Here is a 21346-nt window from a genome sequence, read left to right as displayed (position 1 = left end):
ATTGCGCGCACCATGTCATGAGCATCCAGGACCTCATTGCCGCCTTCTGTTTCGGCTATCCGTTCGTGATGGCGTTCTACTGGATGAGTGGCGGCATCCTCTACCACTGGTTGCGCGGGCGCCATGAGCCTCGTCCTGAAGCACCGCCGAAGCTGGATGCCTATCCCGGGGTCTCCATCCTGGTGCCCTGTCACGACGAAGAATCCCTGCTGGCGGAGACCTTCGGCGCCCTGACCCGCATCGACTATCCCGACTACGAGGTGATCGCCATCAACGACGGCTCGACCGACCGCACCGGCCCATGGCTCGATGCGATCGCAGCGAAGATGCCGCGACTGCGCGTCGTGCATCTGGAAAGCAACCAGGGCAAGTCCACCGCGCTCAATGCCGGAGCCCTTGCGGCGCGGCACGAACTGCTCCTGTGCATCGACGGCGACGCGCTGCTCGACCCGCATGCCCTGACATGGATGGTGCGCCGGTTCCAGTCCGATGCGCGCATCGGCGGCCTTACCGGCAATCCGCGCATCCGCAACCGCGCGACGCTGCTGGGGCGGGTGCAGGTCGGCGAGTTCTCGTCGATCGTGGGGCTGATCAAGCGGGCGCAGACCGTCTACGGATCGACCTTCACGGTCTCGGGCGTCATCTGCGCCTTCCGCAAGACGGCGCTGCAGGACGCCGGCTGGTGGTCGCGCGATGCCTTGACGGACGATGTCGACATCAGCTGGCGCGTCCAGCTCGCCGGCTGGCGCATCGCCTTCGAGCCCAAGGCCCTATGCTGGATCCTGATGCCCGAAACCCTTCGCGGCCTGTGGCGGCAGCGCCTGCGCTGGGCGGAAGGCGGCGCGACGGTGATGCTCAAGGTCGCGCCCCAGTTGCGCAGGCGCCCGCGCATGCTGCCGGTGTGGCTCAATCACTTCGCGGCGGTCTTCTGGTCGTACGCCATCGCACTTGGCACGATCGTCTGGATCTCCACAGCGTTCCTGGCCCCGTGGGGCATCGACCTCGCGGATCTGTGGCCCGCTTTCGGCGTGTTGCCGCAGGGCTGGGGCGAGGTGCTGGCGCTGACGTATCTGGCGCAGGCCGTCGTCAGCGTCCGCATCGACGAGCGCTTCGAGCCCGGCATTTCGCGCTCGCTGATCTGGCTGGTCTGGTATCCGCTCGCTTTCTGGGCGCTGCAGGCCCTTAGCTCCATCGTCGGCTTCTGGCGCGCGGTCCGCCACATGGGAAAGGCGCGCGGTACCTGGGTGAGCCCGGACCGGGGCTTGCGTTGAGACGGAAGGACCCGGCCATGCCACCCACCACGCCAGCCCAAAGCGCGTCGCTCGCACAAGCCGATGGGCCGCCTGAACTCGCCGCCCCGCTCATGTGGCCGCCGCTCATTCTCTGGACGCACGTGCCCTTGCTCGTTCGTGTCCGCGACTTGCTGCTGACGCTGCTCGCCTGGCTCGTTTACGTCGTGATCCTGCGCAAGCCCATCGTGAACCTCGTCACGTGGATCAGCCCTTCGGTGGGCTCGTGGCTGAAGGAGGTGGTAACGATCGACTATGCCCTGGACACGACGCCCTATCTCTGGATCGCGAGCGGGCTCGTGCTGTGGCTGGTCCTGAGTGGCGTGCGACGGCGCGGCGACCTTCGTCGGTTGCCGAGCGCCGACCAGCACCTGCAGCCGCTGGCGGCGGACGCACAGTTCGAAGCCGCCGGTGTGCCGCTCGCGCAGCAGGGCGACTGGCGCAATGCACGGGGCCTGCGCGTGCGCCATGACCGCGACGGGCAGATCGCAGGAGCAACCGTCATGACGGCGACGGAGCAAGACCCGTTCATGGGTGAATCGAATGTCCGCACGTCGCGAACCTTCTGTGCAGATTCAAGGACGGACTCTTTGTAAAGGTCGGATGGACAACACTTGGCCCGAAGCTCTGGCGGCCGCAGGGGACTACAGTCGGCAAGAAGAGGCATCCGTGCCGGCGTCCAAGTGAACGGCGATCTAGAGGCCCATCCAATTTGAAACGCGTTCGGCTACCGATCGGAAACGCGATCTCTTCGATCCTGCGCGGTGCTGCGCGAGCCATTCAAGTGCGTCGGCCACCCGCTCCGCACGCTCGTCTCCAGCCACAGCGCGCGCACGCCAAAGCGCGGTGAGCGCGCGAAGCTCCTCGCTTGATTGTGGGCGTGGAGGCGCCGGCACGGGCTCCGAATTGTCAGGACTTCCCGCGTCGGGCGTGCCAGCGGACACTGGCAAAGGATGAAACCCAGGCCGGTCCCGCTGGGAGCGTAGGGATGACAGGCTGAATTGGTGGCGCATGTGAGGCATTGTTCGCGTCATCCCGAAATTCCAAACCAGCCAAAGGTTGTAGTGCTGCGTCTTTGTTGCGGAGACGCCGCAGGACTATTCCCCCTGCTACACCTCCCGGGCGCCTAGCGCGCTCCGCTGAATCGATATTCGCAGTCCCGCCGGTATCGCCGCCCCCACGCTGCGGCCCCCGCACTCGCGAGGGACCCGGCGCTGCGCTGCGCGACGCACGTAAGCGACGGAGCCTAGAAATCCGGCTCGTTGATCTGCGTCGCCATTCGCTCGGTATGCCGGTGAAAGGCTCTCTGACGCGCGAGATCCACACGCTGCCCGATCAGCTTGGCTCTGCGGCGCCACCTGGCCAGGGCAACCAGCAGCACCAAGCATAGGAAGCCTGTGGCGCCGGCAAGCACCGGCAAGGTCAAGTATTGTCTCCAGCTCATTTCGATTTCTGCGTTTATTGGTCGGGGTCGCAGAGCAGGCATGCCGTGCAGGTGCCTGCCAACGTAGTCGCGCTGGTCGCGGTGCGTACGCGTCCTGAGCAACGGGTCTCTCGGGCCCGATTCCTTAGCAGGCGGGGGCGCCCACAGTGCCGGCACGACGGCAGGCAGCAGCAGCGTTCTTCAGTGCCACTTCGGCATCGCCTGAGGGGGCGGCGGTCTTGCCCATTTCGACGGTGATGAGGCTCGGGTAGTCAAACGCCGCGCCGGTCGCCACGTCGACGCCAGCGCCGATCAAACCACCGAACAGAATATTGCCGGCAACCATTCCTTTCGTGGATGACTTGGTCGACGTGATGCCGGGCACCGAACCGTCCTTGTCGCAGCGAATCGCCATATCTGCAAGACTGCGGCGCACGGTGGTGGAGCCCGGCATTGTCACGAACCAAGTACCCTTGTCGTTCTCGAGTTTGCAGCTCGCACCGACGACGGCCCCGGCTGCATCACGGGTTTCGACGGACAAGCTCTGGTTGTGACCAGTCACAATCGATGCACAGCCGACCACCTGCGTCAGCACAGCGCCGACGACCAACAAACGAATCTTCATATTTCCTTTTGATTGAGGACCGAATCCCCCGGCCCTGATTCAGGGTTGGGCAAGCGCCGCTCCTCTCGTATCTGAGGCAGGACGCGACAAGCGAGACCACGCGAAGCAGGGGTCTGTTGGGTCCGTGCAATGAATTTATTTTTCGGCCACTCGTGCGATGCCCTCCTTCAGGGAGGGGAAGCGAGGGCCCCCCGCCGGGATTCGTGCGTTAGTTCACGAAGCAGCGGTCCTGGATCGCCGCCGGCGTGGCGCCAACACGGTCGTGCCGCAGACAGGTACACAGGCTGTGTGCCACGGGCGGTGGGCGGCAGCGGGCTCCGCCCCTGTCTTGTCAGTAGGCAGCCATCTCGATGGAAGAGATCGGCGCGGCGGCCGGTGGTCATCCAGAACGGCACGCGTCACGCGTGGCGCAACAAGAGCGACAAACCAGCGACCATGCTGTTCGTCCTCGTCGGGGCCACGCGGCCTTGACGGCTCTGTTGATGCGTTCCGCAATGTCGATGGGTTTGGCTGCTTTCGGGCTTAGCTGTCGTTCGTCGCCCCGGGGATGACCGACAGCAACAGGCCCTGATTTGCCCGTCCCATTCCACCCGCGAATCTCGGCTTCGCAGCGTGAAGCGTCCTTCGGGAGGGCAGGGTGGATGGGTGGGCACGTGCCCATTGCAGACAGCCGCGTGAGCTTGTCGAGTACGGACAGGCCTCGCCTGCGGCGTTGTCGCAAACCGCTTGCCCATAAAGGCGTGATGATGGAAAAGGGCGATTCCCGTGGGAAGCTGGGTTCGACAAGAGACGGCTCCGCTCGCAGTCGTTCCTGTTCGACCTGGCGGATAGATCGGACGACGGCATCGGCGCGGGCATTGCTGCACGCGGCCGAAACCCATCCGTGGGTGCGGGAGGAGACAAGGGGTGAGGAGATGTCCGGCTCAGCGGCCGGAGGGTCCTGAAGCCGCGAGGTCTGCGATTTCCAAAGCCCTGCAGGCGCCTGGGCTGGTGCCTCCCGACACCGCCACTCGGCTGGGTCCGCCAGCCGAATCGGCGACGTCCGACGCCCGACGTCGGGCAAATCGCCAATGCTGCCTCCATCAGCTTAAGAAGGAGTGGTCATCATGATCCGCAAGCTGGCATCAGGCCAATACCGCCTCTATTCGCGCAAGGTCGACCCGAAGACCGGACGGCGCCGCAACCTCGGCACCTTCGACTCCCGGGCGCAAGCTGAGCAGCACGAGCGCGAGGTGCAGTACTTCAAGCGGCAAGGTTGATCGGAGGGTCGTGCCATGTCGAAGCTTCTTTACCGGTACGCCACCTCGATCGCCATCGGCGCCGCCTGCCTCGTTTCAGGTTGCGCGATCGCTCCAGGGTCCGACAGCAATTCAGCGCGTGATTCGACGCCGTCCGCCAACTCGCGTGAGACATCGACAGCCCCGTCCCAGCCGAAGCGCGCTGCCGCAGCAAAGCAGGGCCAGGATCGCTCCGGCACGAAGCAAGTCGGCAAGGCGTCCTTCTATTCCGACAAGTTCGCGGGCCGAAAGATGGCGAATGGCACCCGCATGGACCCGCAGGACGACAACGCCGCCAGCAAGACGCTGCCTCTCGGAAGCACGGCCAAGGTGACCAACCTCGACACCGGCCGAAGCGCGGTGGTCACCATCCAGGACCGGGGGCCCTACGTGAAGGGTCGCATCGTGGATGTCTCTCCCGCTACTGCGCGCGAACTCGGCATCTCCCGAGAAGATGGCGTGGCGAACGTCGAGGTGGTGCCCCTGTCCGTGCCGTCCAATACGGCCAGTGAAGCCAAGCGATAGCAGGCAATTGCTGGGCGCGTTGCCGGAGCGCGACTCATCGGACCTCCGGCCTAAAGATTTGAAACCGCAAGTGGCTGCCCGAAGGTAGAAGCACATCCGGTTCCAGGCCGCCGTGGCAGCGGGTTCCGAAGAGCTGCAGGCGGGTGACGAGGGGGCGAAACGCCTCAAGCGCTTGATCGGGCGCATGGCGCGCCAGAACACGGAGCGCGAGGGATTCCTCTTCGAGCGCCGCAATTCGTACCGATCGCCAATCTGATCCTTTTCAAAAGCGCCGCGCTAGCCGAATCGAGCCGCAGGACTGCAGCGAATACTGACGTTGAGGCTAGGTCCGCCTCCTCCGGGAGACCTGCCATTCCGGCAGCACTCGTAGAAGTCCGCACCCGGGGCCCACTGCGGGTATTGGCGTCGCGCCAATAGGCGCCATTCGCCGACACGCTCGAGCCACCGGCACCACCCGCGGTCCAAAGGTGCAAGAGAAAACCGTTGCCCAACCACTTACCAGCACGGGGACTCAGGTGCGATCCCGGATTGCCTGATTGGTCGGTCAGCAAGGATCGGAGGCCACCACAAGCCAACACGCCGCGAAGCTGACGTCTGCCTAAGTTGAGCTATCTGGCGGCGGGGGCGGGGGACTAGGAGTGGTCACTCCAGAACATGCCAGGCGCGCTGTCGTTCAGCACCGGGTCGGCGCCGCTCGAATTTCGGACGCATCACCGTGCCGGCGGCGACGCCACCGAATGCGCCGGCAACGGCACCCAGCGCGCCACCCACCACCACACCCACCGGGCCGCCAACCACGACGCCGACGATGGCGCCGATGGCCGCACCGCCCACCACGCCACCACCCGCCAGTACCGACTTGGCCTCGCGCTCGGCTTCCTCGGGCTCCAGCGGTCTCTGTGCCGCAGGGTTCGGGTCCTGCGATGGAACACCGTGACCAGGACGGGCCTGCTCGGCAAGGTCCTCATCGCGAGGTGCTGAGCACGATGGATGAGTAGTGGTGTCATTCATAGCGGCTTGAGACGAAGCTCTATCGAGGTACAAACTCTTATGCGGCCCGTACCTGATCGGAAGCGTCCTCCTGCAGGCCGAGGGGCCGTAGGACAGCGAGGCCGAATGCATTCGGAGCATCACCTTCGGGATCTCAAACTGTGTCTTGCGCGCGATCGCCAGGTCTCGGCCGGGCGGCAGCGGCAGTTCAGCGTAGGGATTCAGATGTCGCTCTCGGCACCTTGCAGGCATTCTCAGGGCTCGCGCCTAGCCGCTGGCTCTGGCCGCGGACCGGGTGCGCGCTGCGCGAGCGGATCTCACAACTAGCTGCGCCTGGCAGATTTGAGCAGTTCGACCAATCCTGCAACGTCGACGGGCTTGCTCAGCAGGTGGTCAAACGATTGCGCGCGCCCGAACTGGGCGTTTGCGAAGCCCTCGCGGCATGCCAACAACCAGATCAGCTGCTCCGCACAAGTGGACCGATCTGCAGGCAGCAAGCGGCACCCCGGGTGCCGCTTGTCTTTTGAGTGCGCTCGATCAGCATGGCGGGCCGATGCGGGCGAAAACCGTCGTTCGTCCACCTGTCCTGGGGGCGGGATCTAGGTACGATCCCCGATCCGATCGCTTCCGATGGCCGGTCAGCAATGATCGGGGACCGCATTGCCGATCGCAGCGACTGCCCTTCGGGGAGTCAGCTCGCGGCAGCCAAGCGTCTCTTTCCAATACCGCAGTTCATGCTGCTCGTTGAGGGAAACGAGCTCCAAGTCCAAATCTGCGCTCTTAAGGTCCTCGTACATGATGTGCCCTGAAAACGTCGAGGAAAGTTTTCTCGGTCACACCAGGATGCCAGCTTGGAGGGACCAGCGAACAGCAGTGGAAATAGTGAACATCGGTCAGTACCCGCCTGAGTTCGCTGAGCTTAGGCCAATGCCCTGCAGAGCTCTGATGGCATTTGAATCGCACCCGAATAGACCTAGCTCCAGTAGTCCAGGTCGGGCGGCACAAATGCGCTGCCGAACTCGGGTATGCCGATTTTTTTGAATTGGTCGCGCGCTCGGAGCTGCGTACTACCACCGGCTGATGCCGAGTTTCTACTTGAGCCCCGGGGCCTGACGCTTCCGGCGGCGCGAGATCCGCGATGGGTCTGCACACGATTTCGACAGAAGTCTGTGAGCGCCGAGCCTTTTCGACGAAGTCGCTTTGCAATCACTGGATTTGATTCGCTCGCCGACATCCTTCCGAGGCCCCCGCGTACGCAGCGGACGGTGGGGAAGTCGAATGCTCGGCGTCAGATGAAAAGAACCGGATTCCCCGTCGCGGCCGTTGTCTGGACGTTCGTCCTGACGCTCGCGGCAGCCTTGCTCATCGTTAACTTCAGCGGCGGTGAAAAGAAGATCGACGAGCAGATTCGACGCGAATACAGCCTTCACGACCCGCAATATCAGCGCTCGCTGGGAGCGTTGCTCGGACCTCCTATTGTGGGCGGCAATAGGTTCGAGGCGCTCTACAACGGCGACCGGATTTTTCCCCCAATGCTCGATGCGATCCGCGGTGCCCGGCACACCATCACCTTCGAGACCTACATCTACTGGTCGGGCGACATTGGCAAGCAGTTCGCGGATGCACTTGCCGAACGCGCCAAGGCCGGCGTCAGGGTTCACGTGTTGCTGGACTGGGTGGGCAGCGGCCGAATCGACAAGGCATTCCTCAACGAGATGGAAGCGGCGGGTGTGCAGATCCGCAAGTATCACAAGCCGAACTGGTACGACGTGTGGCGAATGAACAACCGCACCCACCGCAAGCTGCTGGTGGTGGATGGCCGCGTCGGCTTCACAGGCGGCGTCGGCATCGCTCCGAAGTGGACCGGCGACGCTCAGGACGCGGAGCATTGGCGAGATTCGCACTACAAGGTCGAAGGCCCGGTTGTCGCGCAGATGCAGGCCGTGTTCATGGACAACTGGGTCAAGGTCTCGGGCGACGTGCTGCATGGGGAGGGTTATTTCCCTGCACTCGCGCCCATTGGCGAAGGCCGGGCGCAAGTGTTCAGCAGTTCACCCTCGGGCGGGAGCGAAAGTGTGCACCTGATGTACCTGCTCTCCATTGCGGCAGCAAGCCACACGATCGATCTGTCGAGCGCTTACTTCGTGCCGGACGACCTCACAGTAGAAGCGCTTGTGGCAGCCATGAAGCGCGGCGTTCGCGTGCGCATCATCACGCCAGGACCGATCATTGATTCGCAGACGGTCCGCAGCGCATCTCGCGCCAACTGGGGGCCGCTGCTCGAAGCCGGCGCCGAGATGCGCGAATTCCAGCCAACAATGTTCCACGTCAAAGTGTTCACGGTCGATGGCTTGTTGGTATCGGTGGGTTCCACCAACTTCGACAACCGTTCGTTCAGGCTCAACGACGAGGCGAACCTCAACATCTACGACGCGGCATTCGCCGCTTCGGAGACCGCGCGCTTCGAACTTGACCTGCGGCAGTCGAAGCCCGTGACGCTCGAGGCCTGGCGCAACAGGCCCTTGCACGAGAAGGCAATGGAGAAGATCTCGATTCTTCTCTCTTCACAGCTATAGGCAAGCTCCGAGCGACAAATCTGTCTCTTCGTCGGAGCATCTCCCGGATCCAGGGAGATGATTCACTGCGCGGGGCTTCCCGCGCGCGGCGTGCCATTGTCGCGGCTGTCGGTGTCGGCCGTCGACCACGTGGCCGATCCGGGCCGTTTCAGATCGTGCGCCGGCTTCACCTCGGGCGGCCATGGCTGCGATGCGGCGGGGGCATTCGCCATCCGATTGCGTAGATCGGCGACCTGGCCGGTCGTCACGGGAGATGCCTGGTTGTCCCAGCTGTTGCGCGCGTAGGTCGCGACCGCCGCGATCTCAGCGTCGTCGAGCTTCCAGGCGAAGGGGGGCATGGCGAACCCCGTCGGCGCGGCGTCGGTGGGACGGTGCCGTGCACCGGCGAGGATGTAGTGCAGCACCGTGGTCGGATCGCGCTGTTGGAGGTTGGCGCTTGCCGCGATGGGCGGCAGTGCGCGTGGCACGCCCTTCGCGTCCTCGCGGTGGCAGGCGGCGCAGTTGTCTTTCCAGACCGCCTCGCCCTGCGCCATCTGCGCATTCGACGCAACCGGGATGATGCCCACGGGAGAAGGCCGCAGGCTCCCGAGGTAGGTGGCGACGGCGTTGACGTCGGCGTCCGTCATGCGCGAAGTCGAGAACGACACCACCTCGCTCATCTCGCCCGCCGCGCCGCTGTGGACGTTGCGGCCCGTGCGCAGAAACTCGATCACCGCCTCGCGCCCCCAAGCCCCGATGCCCGCGCGCCGGTTGGGCGTGATGTCGGGCGCGAACCAGTCGGCGAACCGCCCGCCGCGGAATGCCTCGTCCTTCTCCGGGCCGCCGAGGCGATTGCGGGGGGTGTGGCAGGCCTGGCAATGCCCGAGGCCCTCGACAAGGTAGGCGCCTCGGTTCCACTCGGCCGATTGCGCCTTGTCCGGCTGGTAGGTGCCCTTGTCGAAGAAGAGCAGGTTCCACCCAGCCATCAGCGCCCGGATGTTGAACGGGAAGTGCAGCTGGTTGCGATCGACGGCATGGTTCACCGGCGGCAGCGAGCGCAGGTAGGCCAGCAGCGCGTCGCTGTCCTCGCGCGTCACGCGGGTGTAGTAGGGATACGGGAACGCCGGATAGAGATGGTCTCCCTTGCGGTCGATGCCTTCATGCAGCGCGCGATAGAAGGTGTCGTTGTCGTAGCGCCCGATGCCGGTGACCGGGTCGGGCGTCAGGTTGGCCGAGAGCACCACGCCGAAGGGCGTTTCCACCGGCCGTCCTCCGCTGAAAGGCGCGGCGCGCGGCACGGTGTGGCAGGCCACGCAATCGCCGGCTGCGGCAAGGTAGCGGCCGCGTACGACCTGCTGCAGATCGGCGCCCGCGGCAGAAGCGGTCGGCGGAGGCTGGTTCGCAGTGCCGCTGGGTTGGCCCGCCGCGCGCAGCGCAAGCAGAGAGGCAGCCGCCATGAGCACGCAGGCCACCCCCGTCGCACCCCGCGTCCCAACCCAGGGCTGCTGCCTCTGGCGGCTGCGCGGGGCGCGAAGCGCCTTGGGGGGTGTTTTCATACCAGCGGGCCCGGTGACTTCAGGTATCGCGTGCGGATCGCCTCCGCCGCGAAATAGGCCAGCGCCGCGACCGTGCCCGTCGGGTTGTAGCCGGGGTTCTGCGGAAACGCGCTCGCGCCGAGCACGAACAGGTTGCTCACGTCCCAGCTTTGCAGGTACTTGTTGACCGCGCTCGTGGCGGGGTCGCTGCCCATGATCGCGCCGCCGGTGTTGTGGGTGGTCTGGTACGGCTCCACGTTCCAGCTCCCGGTGCGCCGTTCGACCTTGAGGCTCGCGGGCTTCATGGCTTTCGCGAGTTCGGCGGCGCGGTCCGTCAGGTAGTCGGACATGCGGTGCTCGTTGTCGCTGAAGTCGAAGGTCATGCGCATCAGCGGTCGGCCATAGACGTCGCGATAGGTCGGGTCGAGATCCAGGTAATTGGTGCGGTGGCTCATCACCGCGCCGTGCGTGGCGATGCTGGTCGAGCGCAGGTAGCTGTGCGCGATGGCCTTCTTCCAGCCGCTGCCCCAGGTGGCGGTGCCTTCCGGCGTGGCATGCGACTCGATCGGCCGCGCGCCGGTCTGCACGATGCCCATGAAGCCGCCGCCGATGAAGCCCAGTCCCGCGTGGTCAAAGTTGTCGCCGTTGAACTCGTCGATCAGCATGCCGTGCGCGCCCGCACCGATGAACGGGTTCAGGAGCTTGTCGTCGTAGAACACGTGCACCGACGAGGTCATCTGGTAGGCGTAGTTCTTCCCGATCACCCCCTGTCCGGTCGTCGGGTCGTACGGACGCCCGATCTTCGACAGCAGCAGCAACCGCACGTTGTGCAGGATGTACGCGGACAGAACGATCAGCTCCGCCGGCTGCTCGAACTCCTCGCCAGCGGCATCGACGAAGGTGACGCTCACCGCGCGCTTGCCGGTGGAGTCGAGATTGATCCTCGTCACCTCGGCCTCGGTGCGCAGCGTGAAGTTGGGCTTGCGCATGAGCACCGGCAGGATGGTGGTCTGCGCCGTCGCCTTCGAGTAGTTGCCGCAGCCGAACTTCTCGCAGAAGCCGCAGTAGGTGCACGGCGCGAGCTGCACGCCCAGCGGGTTCGTGTAGGCCTGCGACATGTTGGCGCTGGGCTGCGGGAAGGGCCTGTAGCCCAGCTCGCACGCGGCCGCCGCAAAGAGCGTCGGCGGGTAGGTCATCTTCATCGGCGGCGTCGGGTATTCGCGCTGTCGCGGCCCCTCGAAGGGATTGCCGCCTTCGACAATCGTGCCCTTCAGGTTGCCGGCCTTGCCCGCGATGCCGCACAGGTACTCGAAGCGGTCGTAGTGCGGCTCCAGCTCGTCATAGGTAATGCCCCAGTCCTGGATCGTCATGCCATCGACGAGCTGTTTCGGTCCATAGCGTTCGAGGTTGTGGCTCTTCGCCGTGAAGTCGCTTGGCAGGAAGCGCCAGACCTGGCCGTTCCAGTGCACGCCCGCGCCGCCGACGTTGGTGCCCGGCAGGAAGGAGCCGAGGCGGCGCATCGGAAGCGCAAGCTGCGAAGGCTTGTTGCGGATCGTGAGCGTCTCGTGCGCGAGCGGTTCGAACAGCGCGTGCCGCCAGTAGTAGCGCAGCTCGTCCTGCGCGAAGGTGGTGGCGAAGTCGGTCGGCGTGTCGCGCCACGTGCCGCGCTCGAGCGCGAGGACGTTCAGCCCGGCCTCGGTGAGCTCCTGCCCCATGATCGCGCCGGTCCAGCCGAAGCCGATCAACAGCGCATCGACGGAAGGAAGGCGGGTGGCGGCCATGGTCGTCGAATCCCGCGCTCATCCCTGATGCCATGCCGGGCGCCCGCGCAGGCCGACCGGGGGCAAGGGGAAGGGCTTGCCGTGCTGCTCGACATAGGCGCTCATGTCGTAGTGCGCGCCGGGGAAGCCGATCAGCTTCCAGCCGGCCATGTCGAGATTGCCGCCGTAGACCGGATCGGACCAATAGCCCTCCAGTGTGTTCTGCCACAGCAGCTTGAAGAAGGCCTTGGCATCGACGCTGCCGAGGTCGAGCCTTCCGTCTTCCATCAGGTGCAGCCAGTTCTCCTGGTCGGGCGTATTCAGCTTTGCGAAGGCGGCCTTGGCGTCCCGCATCGTCGCCGCATCGATCTCGCGCGCCGCCGCGCGATACAAGGCCGCGGGACTCAGGCGCGTCTGCCAGCCCTGCGTCGGCTCGCCCTTGGACCACGGTCCCTGCATGTACCAGCGCTCGCCACGTCCGTAGTCGCCGGCGAGCTGGCGGTCGATGAAGAAGGGCACGCCGGCCTGCACCGCGCCCGGCCCGAGGTCGTCGTCGGGGATCAGGCGCGCGACGGCGGCCTCGACGAATGCGGCCTCGGCGGGGGTGAAGAAGGTATAGCCGGTGCCGCGCTCGCGCTCCGGGCGCAGTGCCTGGTCGGGCGGCTTGGCGCGGCCTTCGTCCCAGGGCATGCCGTCACGGATGACGGCCGCATCGCCCGCGGCGGCGATCGGAAGCACCGCACCCATGGTCAGCAGGCGTCGACGCGTCAATGCCGGGGAAGGATCGCGTCGCGGCGCGTCGTCTCTCGTGCGGGTCATCGCTGCATCCTTCTCGTCGTGTCGTCGTGCGTTCGATCGGTGCCCGAGAGATGTTCCCCCGCGCTCGACGTGCGGGCGTAGGACGGCGGCCCATCGTGGAGCCGGTTGCGGATGGCGTCACCGGCCCCGGTCCGGCGCAGGCGGCGGGGGTGAAGGTGGGGTTCCCGCCTCGAACGCGCCCCGATCCGACAGCGAACGCGATTCACGGTCCTAGGCTGGGTTCACCATTGAAGGAACAACCATGGCCACTCAACGACGCACCGGCGCCAACGGCGATCAGAAGGACAACAACCGCATCTTCGGCTGGGGCATCGGGATAGTGGCGCTCTTGCTGCTCCTGGTGGTGATCTACAACGTGATCGCGTTCAAGCGCGAAGGCCCGCTGCCCAAACCTGCTGCGGCGCCTCCCGCCGCCGTGCAGCAGCAGAAGAGTCAGGGCCCGTAGTACTTGTCAACGCTGGAGCCATAGATCACCGGCCAACGCTTTGAGCGAACGGGGATCTGCCGCGACGGTGGTGTAGGTGCCTGAAGCCGATTGGAGCCAAAAGAACCCCGCGCGGGGCGGCTTCAGGGCGGCCCGGGATGGATGGAGGAGAAAAGGATCTACTGGCCGCGTCGAATACGATCCACGAAGTGGCTGAACTGCGGCTCGGCACGTGTTGAGCGGATCACGGTAGGGCGTCCCCGGCAGTGCAGGAAAGCGATCGACCCGGTCACCTTCCGTTGCGGCGTGAATCAAAGCTACTTGCGCGCCTGATCTGCGCGTGAGGCCCGCGCTTCGTTTCCTACAGGGCCCGACTCCTCATACCGACAAAGTCCCCGACGTCTGGGCGCATTGTCGATCCCGGCCTCATGACCATCCGGCCAGTTCCGACTCCATGCAAAAGCCCACGAAATTCGTTCAGGTCCGCGGTGCGCGCGAACACAACCTCAAGAACGTGGACGTCGATGTTCCGCGCGACGCACTTGTGGTGTTCAGCGGGATCTCCGGCTCAGGCAAGTCGTCGCTGGCGTTCGGCACGCTCTACGCGGAGGCGCAGCGACGCTATTTCGAGTCGGTCGCGCCCTATGCCCGTAGGCTGATCGACCAGGTGGGCGTGCCTGCTGTCGACGCGATTGACGGCCTTCCACCGGCGGTGGCGCTCCGGCAGCAGCGAGGCACGCCGGGCGCGCGCTCATCGGTGGGGAGCGTGACCACGTTGTCCAGCCTGCTGCGCATGCTCTATTCGCGTGCCGGCGAATACCCGCCGCGACAGCCCATGCTCTACGCCGAGGACTTTTCTCCCAACACGCCGCAAGGCGCATGTCCTCATTGCCACGGCCTCGGTCGCATTTACGAGGTGACCGAGAAATCGATGGTGCCGGATGATTCGCTGACGCTCCGGGAGCGCGCCATCGCGGCATGGCCTCCTGCGTGGCACGGACAGAACTTGCGCGACATTCTGGTCACACTGGGCTATGACGTGGACACGCCCTGGCGCGACCTCCCCCGAAAGGACAGGGACTGGATTCTCTTCACCGACGAGCAGCCGACAGTGCCTGTGTATGCCGGCTTCACGCCCGCGGAAACACGCGCGGCGCTGCGCCGGAAGATGGAACCGAGTTACCAGGGAACGTTCACCGGTGCCCGCAAATACGTGTTGCACACCTTCGCCACAACGCAGAGCGCGCTCATGAAAAAGCGCGTATCGAGATTCATGATCGGACAATCTTGTCCGGTGTGCAAAGGCAAGCGCCTGAAACGGGAGGCACTCGGCGTGACCTTCGCTGGTTACGACATCAGCGAGATTTCTCAGATGCCGCTGGCCAGGCTCGTGGAGGTGTTGACACCCGCCGCGGAAGGAACGTTGTCGCAGGCGGCCGCGGACTCGGCGGTCAGTCGAGCAGCCGCCCGCAAGGACACCGAGCGGCGAGTGCTGGCAGGCGGCTCGGCGCATCAGGCTGCGCCGGACGTTCGTCGGACTCCGAACCTCTCGGAAGAGAAGCGCATCGCGGCGCAGCGCATCGCGCGCGAGACCATCGAACGTGTGGCGACCCTCGTGGGATTGGGGCTGGGCTACCTGTCCCTCGACCGGAGCACTCCGACACTTTCGCCCGGTGAGTTGCAGCGGTTGAGGCTGGCTACGCAGATCCGGTCGAATCTGTTCGGGGTGGTGTACGTGCTGGACGAGCCCTCGGCCGGATTGCACCCGGCGGATGGCGAGGCGCTGTTTGCAGCGCTCGAACAGCTTCGGCATTCGGGCAACTCCATCTTTGTCGTCGAGCACGATGTCGAGTTGATGCGCCGCGCGGACTGGATCGTGGATGTCGGCCCGGATGCGGGCGAACGGGGAGGGCAGGTGCTCTACAGCGGGCCGCCGCAAGGCCTGCGAAGCGTTGAGGCGTCCCACACAGCGCGCTATCTCTTCGCTGAGGTGGCGCCGGGGCGGGGCGCCCCAAAGGCACCGCTGGGCTGGCTGAGGTTGGAAGGTGTCACGCGGAACAATCTTCATCGAATCGACGTGGACATTCCGCTTGGCGTCTTGACCGCGGTGACGGGTGTCTCGGGGTCAGGCAAGTCGAGCCTCGTGAGTCAGGCGCTGGTCGATCTGGTGACGGCGCACCTCGGCCACGAGATGCCCCTCCCGGAAGACGAGGGAGAGGCGTTGGATGCGACGCCGCTGGGTCCCTCCGCCGGCCGCATTGCTAGCGGCATGGAGGCGATTTCCCGCCTCGTGCGCGTGGACCAGAAGCCGATCGGCCGCACGCCGCGCTCGAACCTCGCGACTTACACGGGGCTCTTCGACCAGGTGCGCAAGCTGTTCGCGTCAACAAAGGCCGCCCGTGCACGTCGCCTCGACGCCGGTCGCTTCTCGTTCAACGTGCCCAAGGGGCGGTGTGAGACCTGTGAAGGTGAAGGGTTCGTCAGCGTGGAGCTTCTCTTCATGCCGAGCGTGTACGCACCTTGTCCCACCTGCCATGGAGCACGCTATAACGAACAGACGCTCAGGGTCACATGGCGAGACAGGAACATCGCCGAGGTGCTGGCAATGACGGTCGACGAGGCGCTCAACTTCTTCGAAGGCGAACTCAACGTACAACGTTCCCTCAAGCTGCTACAGGACATCGGCCTCGGCTATTTGCGGCTCGGCCAGCCTGCCACCGAGCTTTCGGGCGGCGAGGCTCAACGCATCAAGCTCGCGACGGAGCTGCAACGCGCGCAGCATGGCAGCACGCTCTACGTGCTGGACGAGCCGACCACGGGCCTCCATCCAGCAGACGTCGACAAACTCATGGTGCAGCTCGACGGACTCGTCGCCGCTGGAAACACCGTGGTCGTGGTGGAACACGAGATGCGGGTTGTCGCGATATGCGACTGGGTGATTGACGTTGGGCCGGGCGCTGGAAGTGACGGCGGACGGATCGTGGCGAGTGGAACGCCCGCCGATGTTTCGAATGTCAAGGCTAGCCGAACCGCCGAGTACCTGCGGGCGATGTTGGGCAGGTAATTTGCCCGAACGAAGTGATGGCATGGCCAAGGGCCCACAGGCGCCCCGTTCGATGGTCACGTGGTCAACCCTTCCTCGACTTGATGTGAGCCTTGGCCTTTTCGTGGTCCGCCTTGGCCTGATTGACGCAGGCACTCTTCGCGTCGCCCGATTGGTCGTCGCATTTTTCCTTGGCCACTTCGTAGTTCATATCGGCCTTTTCCTCGGCGACCTTTCTGGCGTGCGCTGCCGAGGGCTTGTACTGCTGCTCGAGCTCGGCCTTGGCGACCTTTTCAGTGCCCTTGGCTTCTTGCATGCAGACGTCCTTGGCATTGTCTTGAAGCGCGTCGCACTTCGCCTTGGCGAGCTTGTAGTCGGCCTCGATCTTTTCCTTTGCGACCTTGTATTCGTGCTGGGTCAGCGCATTCGCGCCGCTCATGGCGAAGCAGGTAACGGCGAATGCAACGACGAGCAATGGCTTTTTCATGATCAGTTCCCTCAATGGATTGATTGCGTCTGCACTCGCGAAGGGGTTCCGCCATGATGCGAGACCTTTCCGTCGACTGCGAGGATGACCATATGGCTGAGTTGAGGTGCAGGGGGTAGGAAACGGACCTTGTGATGCATAGGCAAAAGACCCGAGCGAGGAGCGCCTATCGGGAGATGAAACCGCGGCTGAGTCGACAGAAAGCCGGTCGATGACCTTGGCCATCGACTCCCATCCGCCGGGGGCCTACACGGCCACCGTCGATGCTCCGATACCTTGGTGCATCGCCTCGCGCAACTATCGGCGTTCCCATCACCCAATTGCCAAGGAGAACGAATGAACAAGCCCGTCCAGAACACGCCCGTGCAGCCCTCGCCCAAGGACGATCAACGTGCCTCCGTCGAACAAAACATGGAGAAGGCCACGGAAAAGGAACCCGCCGAGTTTCGCGATGAGGCAAACGCGAACAAAACGGTTGAAATCGGCAAGGACGTCACACAGGCGCCCATCCACGGCATCGATCCGAAGACCTGATCTCACCTCGGCGGCGTAACGGGGCACGGCCCGCCGGCACTGCTGCTCGCGAAGCGATCAGAAGGCCAGACAAGACCGAACCGACGGCCGTCGTGGGTTCTCACCCTACAGGGTGCCGCGACGCCGGGCGCTACGGTTGCATGACATTGGCCAACGCTAACTGCAATGTCGAACCCGCCTGATGACGCGCCGTTGACCGAGGAGCTCGTGGAACAGGCGACCCTCGAAGCTGAATCGAGATTGGCGGAACTCGACTAATGAGGAAGATCCGCGCGTTGGCGCGGGATCGGCTTCCTAAATACCGGCATGGAGACTTTCATGGCTTCTGATGTGATTTCTACCGACCGCGTCGAGGAAGCCAATGTCTATAGCGCAGCGGGCGACAAGCTCGGCAGCATCGACGATCTCATGATTGACAAGGTGTCGGGGCAGGTCTGCTATACGGCGCTCGAGTTCGGTGGTTTTCTCGGCATCGGAACGGACCGCTACCCCATTCCGTGGAGCATGCTCAAATACGACGTCGCCGTGGACGGATACGTGGTTCCCCTGGACAAGACCCAGCTCGAAGGCGCTCCTCGCTACAGCAGCGACGCGGTCCCCGACTACGACGACATCTATCGTTCGAGCGTCGACAAGTATTACGGCCTCTGACCCCAAGTGTGCGCTTCCGAGAGCTCCGGGTTGCTGATCATCGACATGATCAGCAGTTGGGACTTTCCGGATGCCGACAAGCTATTGCGCGGCGCACATGGAATCGTCGACAGCATCTCAACCTTGAAGTCGCGCTGCCGACGAGCCGAGGTGCCGGTGATCTACGCCAATGACAACCGCGGGCGCTGGCGTTCCAACTTCCCCGAGCTGGTGCAGCGCTCGCTGGATACTGGCGGCGCCGCGGCGGCGATCACGCGGGCGTTGATGCCCGATCCCGACGACTACTTCGTGCTCAAACCGAGCCAGTCCGCCTTCTTCGGAACGCCGCTCGAGCTGCTCCTGCAGCACCTGAATATCCGGCGCATCGTGATCGTGGGCGTAGCGAGCGACCAGTGCGTGCTCAGCACCGCCCTCGATGCGCGCATGCGTTCGCTCGATGCGATCGTGCCCTCGGATTGCGTCGCCAGCCAGACCCGCGCGCGCCATTCCGCAGTGCTCAGGCAGTTCGAGGCAGTCCATCGACTGCCAACCACACCGGGCCCGCGCATACGCTTCTAGCGTCGCGGTAGCTTCATTCGATCGGATCCTCGCGTCGCCGGCCAGCAGCAGCCACCGGCATGAAGGACGAGTGAGCGAGAGGGCGCAGGAGCTAGTACCGGAGAGTTTCCGGAATTGCAATCGAAAGGCCCAGCGGGAAATTCCGTTGTGCCAACACGAGCGGTCTGTCGGGCCGAGGGCTTTGATGTCCGGTCATTTCCGGGCGCGCTCAGCGCTTCCGGGCGCGTGCAACCTTGTGCAGCAATTCCAGCAGCATGCGCCGCTCGCCTTCGCTCAAATGCCGCAGAAGCTCCCGATCGGCCAGCATCAGGCGCTCCGTTGCCGTGGCAACGAGTTCAGCGCCTTTGCGCGTGACAGCGACGTCCTGCGTGCGGCGGTCGGTCTCGTTGCGCTCGCGCTTGAGCAGGCCGCGCGCCTCAAGACGATCCAGCCAGATGGTGACACCCGGGGCCGTGATCCCGAGGGCTTTCGCCAGCTTTGTCGCCGTCACCGGTGCGTTCTCGTGAACCAGATGCAGGATCGTGAATTCGACCGGCCGCAGCCGCAGCGGCTTGCCCGCGACGCTCACAAAGGCCGCGGTCGTGAGGATCGATGCCTGCGCGAGCTGGTACCCGAGCAGCTGGTGCATTCCCCCTTCGTCGAGGCCGCCCAGGGGCGTGAGTTCATCGCCTTGCGGTTCTTTGTGAATCATGCCGTCCATTTTCACCGGGGGGATCCAGCGTACGTGCTTCCTGGGCCAAGTAATAAACCAAATTTGCTAATGTGACCGACCGGTTCTTAGGGGAAAGTACCGAGATAATGGTTAATGCACTTAACTATATTAAGTAACCAGATGGAGGCGCGGATGCTGCTTTCGCTCTTTCCATCTGGGCCCCGGCAGCCTTTGGATCCAGCGCACCGCATTGCCGGGACACAGAACATTGATTGGAGCAATCCGATGACCCCTCGTCCGTTCGCCGTCGCCCGAACCAAGCGATTCCTCGCCTGGGCCGCCATCACCGCATCCTGTGGTGCTGCCATGCTTTCCGCCTGCGGAGGGGGTGGTGGTGGTGGCGGTGGCGGTGGGTTCGCCAGCGTCACTGGCCCGGCCCTTCCGCAGCTCGCAGCCGCGCAGCCCGGCAAGCTTGCGAACTGCACATCACTGACCGGATTCACCTTCGCCAACACGACCATCACGTCCGCGAGCCTGGTCGCAGCGGACGCGGTGACGTCCACCGCCGACGGCGTGACTCTGAAGTTGCCCGCCCACTGCGTCGTCGTCGGCAAGATGAACCCACGCACCGGCATCGACGGCAAGAGCTACGCGATCAACTTCGAGATGCGATTGCCGAGCAGCTGGAGCGGCCGCTTCTTCCATCAGGTCAATGGTGGCAACGACGGCTTCATCACGACCGACACCACGCGCGCCTTCGGCCGCAAGCTCGGCGGAAGCCCGACAAGCAACGGCTTGATCGAGGGCTTCGCAGTGCTCACTTCCGACGCCGGCCATGCGCCCAACAGCGCGTCTTACCCGAACGACCCGGCCACCGGACTGGGCATCTCCGGTCAGGTCTTCGGCCTCGACCCGCAAGCGCGCAAGGACTACGGCTACGCCGCCGTGGGTTCGCTCACGCCGATGGCCAAGAGCCTCATCGCCGCCGCATACGGCCGCGGGCCCGACCGTTCCTACATGGTCGGGGCATCCAATGGGGGGCGCCACGCCATGGTCGCTGCGGCCCGCTATGCGGCCGACTACGACGGCATCCTGGCGGGCTCACCGGGATTCAACCTGCCTAAGTCCCGCATCGCGGAGGAGTGGGCCAATCAGATCCTGATGGGCGCCGCCACATCCATCGATCCAGTGACCAACCGGCCGGCGATCTGGAGCTCATTCTCTCTGGTCGACCTCACCTACGTAAGCAATCGCGTGCTGGCGAAATGCGATGCGCTGGACGGTGCGGTCGACGGCATCGTGCAGGACGTGCAGGGATGCCAGAGCGCGTTCTCGCTGGCCAACGATGTCGCGACCTGTGCTGCGGGCCAGGCGCCCGATGGCACCTGTCTGACATCAGTGCAAAAGACTGCATTGGCCAAACTGTTCGCCGGCCCCAAGAATTCCGCCGGCAAGGCGCTCTACTCCGACTGGCCCTGGACGAACGGCATCTACGGCGCCAGTTGGCGGGGCTACATGACAGGCGTCACCAACGGTGCGGGCGTCGGTACGAACAAGTACGGCAATAACGTGGGCTTCGTGTCGGCGGCGGCTTTCATCTTCAGCACGCCGCCCGCGGACCCGACCGTGATGACCGGTCTGGGCCCCACCATGATCGACTGGACCTTGAACTACGACTTCGACAAGGCCGAAGCGTTGATCAACGGGACCACGCCGGTATTCGCCGAATCGTCGATGTCCTTCATGACGCCGCCCGACCCGACCAACCTGAGCAAGTTGCGCGATCGTGGCGCCAAGCTGATCGTGTTCCACGGCACGGCCGATCCGGTGTTCTCCTACAACGACACGATCGCCTGGTACAAGGGCCTCATGGCCGCCAATTCTGGTGATGCCAGCAACTTCGCACGGGTGTTCAACGTGGCGGGGATGACCCACACGCAAGGCGGACCGTCGACCGACCAGTTCGATTTCGTGACCGCCTTGGTCGCATGGGTCGAGCAAGGCCGGGCACCCGATAGCGTGGTCGGCACAGCGCGAACTGCGGCGCAGAACCCGGACATGACCGGCTCAGGCATCCCGGCCGGCCGCACCCGGCCGTTGTGCCCGTACCCGAAGTTCCCGAAGTACAAGGGCACCGGAAGTCTCGACGACGCTGCGAATTTCGTCTGTCCGTAGCGTTCCCCAAGCAACCTTCTCCGG

At 64.6% G+C, this 21346-nt stretch carries 20 protein-coding genes; 11 read left to right on the top strand and 9 right to left on the bottom strand.

The annotated features are described in order from the left end of the window. Window positions 1-17: 17 nt before the first annotated feature. Together pgaC and WKW77_RS32860 are read left to right on the top strand one after the other, a co-directional pair. Window positions 18-1271 carry a poly-beta-1,6-N-acetyl-D-glucosamine synthase gene (pgaC, locus tag WKW77_RS32865; protein WP_340361088.1) on the top strand — a complete coding sequence of 418 codons (1254 nt, stop codon included), beginning with the start codon at window positions 18-20 and terminating at the stop codon, window positions 1269-1271. 17 nt (window positions 1272-1288) lie between these two features. After that, a complete protein-coding gene (locus WKW77_RS32860; RefSeq protein WP_340361087.1) occupies window positions 1289-1885 on the top strand; it encodes a hypothetical protein in 597 nt (198 codons plus the stop codon). Between the two features lie 650 nt (window positions 1886-2535). Here WKW77_RS32860 and WKW77_RS32855 read toward each other — a convergent pair. Continuing rightward, a complete protein-coding gene (locus tag WKW77_RS32855) occupies window positions 2536-2715 on the bottom strand; it encodes a GlyGly-CTERM sorting domain-containing protein (RefSeq protein WP_340361086.1) in 180 nt (59 codons plus the stop codon). A 142-nt stretch (window positions 2716-2857) separates the two neighbouring features. After that, window positions 2858-3337 carry a hypothetical protein gene (locus tag WKW77_RS32850; RefSeq protein ID WP_340361085.1) on the bottom strand — a complete coding sequence of 160 codons (480 nt, stop codon included), beginning with the start codon at window positions 3335-3337 and terminating at the stop codon, window positions 2858-2860. Window positions 3338-4443: 1106 nt separating this feature from the next. On the opposite strand from WKW77_RS32850, the gene WKW77_RS32840 reads away from it, so the two are divergent. After that, window positions 4444-4596, top strand: a complete 153-nt coding sequence (locus WKW77_RS32840) for a hypothetical protein (protein WP_340361084.1) — start codon at window positions 4444-4446, stop codon at window positions 4594-4596. Window positions 4597-4611: 15 nt separating this feature from the next. Beyond that, window positions 4612-5139 (top strand): septal ring lytic transglycosylase RlpA family protein, encoded by a 528-nt coding sequence (locus WKW77_RS32835; RefSeq protein WP_340361083.1) that lies wholly within the window; start codon window positions 4612-4614, stop codon window positions 5137-5139. A 642-nt stretch (window positions 5140-5781) separates the two neighbouring features. Here the strand turns inward: WKW77_RS32835 and WKW77_RS32830 are convergent. Both WKW77_RS32830 and WKW77_RS32825 read right to left on the bottom strand, forming a co-directional pair. Then, window positions 5782-6150, bottom strand: coding sequence for a hypothetical protein (locus tag WKW77_RS32830; protein ID WP_340361082.1), 369 nt, complete (start codon window positions 6148-6150; stop codon window positions 5782-5784). Window positions 6151-6767: 617 nt separating this feature from the next. Then, window positions 6768-6926, bottom strand: a complete 159-nt coding sequence (locus WKW77_RS32825) for a DUF3606 domain-containing protein (RefSeq protein ID WP_340361081.1) — start codon at window positions 6924-6926, stop codon at window positions 6768-6770. Between the two features lie 495 nt (window positions 6927-7421). Here WKW77_RS32825 and WKW77_RS32820 point away from each other — a divergent pair, with 495 nt between their 5' ends. Beyond that, entirely contained in the window at window positions 7422-8705 is a 1284-nt protein-coding gene (locus WKW77_RS32820) for a phospholipase D-like domain-containing protein (RefSeq protein WP_340361098.1), read from the top strand. A gap of 62 nt (window positions 8706-8767) precedes the next feature. On the opposite strand, the gene WKW77_RS32815 is transcribed toward WKW77_RS32820, so the two are convergent. From WKW77_RS32815 to WKW77_RS32805, 3 genes are all read right to left on the bottom strand, one after another. Next, on the bottom strand, window positions 8768-10141 hold the full coding sequence (locus tag WKW77_RS32815; protein ID WP_340361080.1) for a c-type cytochrome: 1374 nt from the start codon (window positions 10139-10141) through the stop codon (window positions 8768-8770). 95 nt (window positions 10142-10236) lie between these two features. Next, complete coding sequence (locus WKW77_RS32810; RefSeq protein WP_340361079.1) at window positions 10237-12000, bottom strand: GMC family oxidoreductase; 1764 nt, start codon at window positions 11998-12000, stop codon at window positions 10237-10239. Between the two features lie 18 nt (window positions 12001-12018). Then, the gene (locus WKW77_RS32805; protein ID WP_340361078.1) at window positions 12019-12798 is read right to left on the bottom strand and encodes a gluconate 2-dehydrogenase subunit 3 family protein; all 780 of its coding nucleotides are present in this window, start codon (window positions 12796-12798) and stop codon (window positions 12019-12021) included. A gap of 241 nt (window positions 12799-13039) precedes the next feature. Here WKW77_RS32805 and WKW77_RS32800 point away from each other — a divergent pair, with 241 nt between their 5' ends. Further along, window positions 13040-13243 carry a hypothetical protein gene (locus WKW77_RS32800; RefSeq protein ID WP_340361077.1) on the top strand — a complete coding sequence of 68 codons (204 nt, stop codon included), beginning with the start codon at window positions 13040-13042 and terminating at the stop codon, window positions 13241-13243. A gap of 433 nt (window positions 13244-13676) precedes the next feature. Further along, a complete protein-coding gene (locus WKW77_RS32795) occupies window positions 13677-16286 on the top strand; it encodes an excinuclease ABC subunit UvrA (protein ID WP_340361076.1) in 2610 nt (869 codons plus the stop codon). A gap of 64 nt (window positions 16287-16350) precedes the next feature. Here the strand turns inward: WKW77_RS32795 and WKW77_RS32790 are convergent, their stop codons facing one another. Beyond that, window positions 16351-16977, bottom strand: a complete 627-nt coding sequence (locus WKW77_RS32790; protein WP_340361075.1) for a hypothetical protein — start codon at window positions 16975-16977, stop codon at window positions 16351-16353. A 111-nt stretch (window positions 16978-17088) separates the two neighbouring features. Here WKW77_RS32790 and WKW77_RS32785 point away from each other — a divergent pair, with 111 nt between their 5' ends. The 3 genes from WKW77_RS32785 to WKW77_RS32775 all read left to right on the top strand — a co-directional run bounded on the left by WKW77_RS32785 (window position 17089) and on the right by WKW77_RS32775 (window position 18495). After that, the gene (locus WKW77_RS32785) at window positions 17089-17286 is read left to right on the top strand and encodes a hypothetical protein (protein WP_340361074.1); all 198 of its coding nucleotides are present in this window, start codon (window positions 17089-17091) and stop codon (window positions 17284-17286) included. 318 nt (window positions 17287-17604) lie between these two features. Beyond that, window positions 17605-17937: a PRC-barrel domain-containing protein gene (locus WKW77_RS32780; RefSeq protein WP_340361073.1), complete on the top strand. Its 333-nt coding sequence runs from the start codon at window positions 17605-17607 to the stop codon at window positions 17935-17937. A 30-nt stretch (window positions 17938-17967) separates the two neighbouring features. Then, window positions 17968-18495 carry a cysteine hydrolase family protein gene (locus WKW77_RS32775; protein WP_340361072.1) on the top strand — a complete coding sequence of 176 codons (528 nt, stop codon included), beginning with the start codon at window positions 17968-17970 and terminating at the stop codon, window positions 18493-18495. 208 nt (window positions 18496-18703) lie between these two features. On the opposite strand, the gene WKW77_RS32770 is transcribed toward WKW77_RS32775, so the two are convergent. Further along, entirely contained in the window at window positions 18704-19195 is a 492-nt protein-coding gene (locus WKW77_RS32770; RefSeq protein WP_340361097.1) for a MarR family winged helix-turn-helix transcriptional regulator, read from the bottom strand. Window positions 19196-19432: 237 nt separating this feature from the next. On the opposite strand from WKW77_RS32770, the gene WKW77_RS32765 reads away from it, so the two are divergent. After that, entirely contained in the window at window positions 19433-21322 is a 1890-nt protein-coding gene (locus tag WKW77_RS32765) for a tannase/feruloyl esterase family alpha/beta hydrolase (RefSeq protein ID WP_340361071.1), read from the top strand. The last annotated feature ends 24 nt before the right edge of the window (window positions 21323-21346 follow it).

This window comes from Variovorax ureilyticus (assembly GCF_037889935.1).
Classification (GTDB): Bacteria; Pseudomonadota; Gammaproteobacteria; order Burkholderiales; family Burkholderiaceae_C; genus Variovorax; species Variovorax ureilyticus.
The sequence above is the reverse complement of the archived record's forward strand: the minus strand, read 5'-3'. Positions and strand labels throughout refer to the sequence as shown.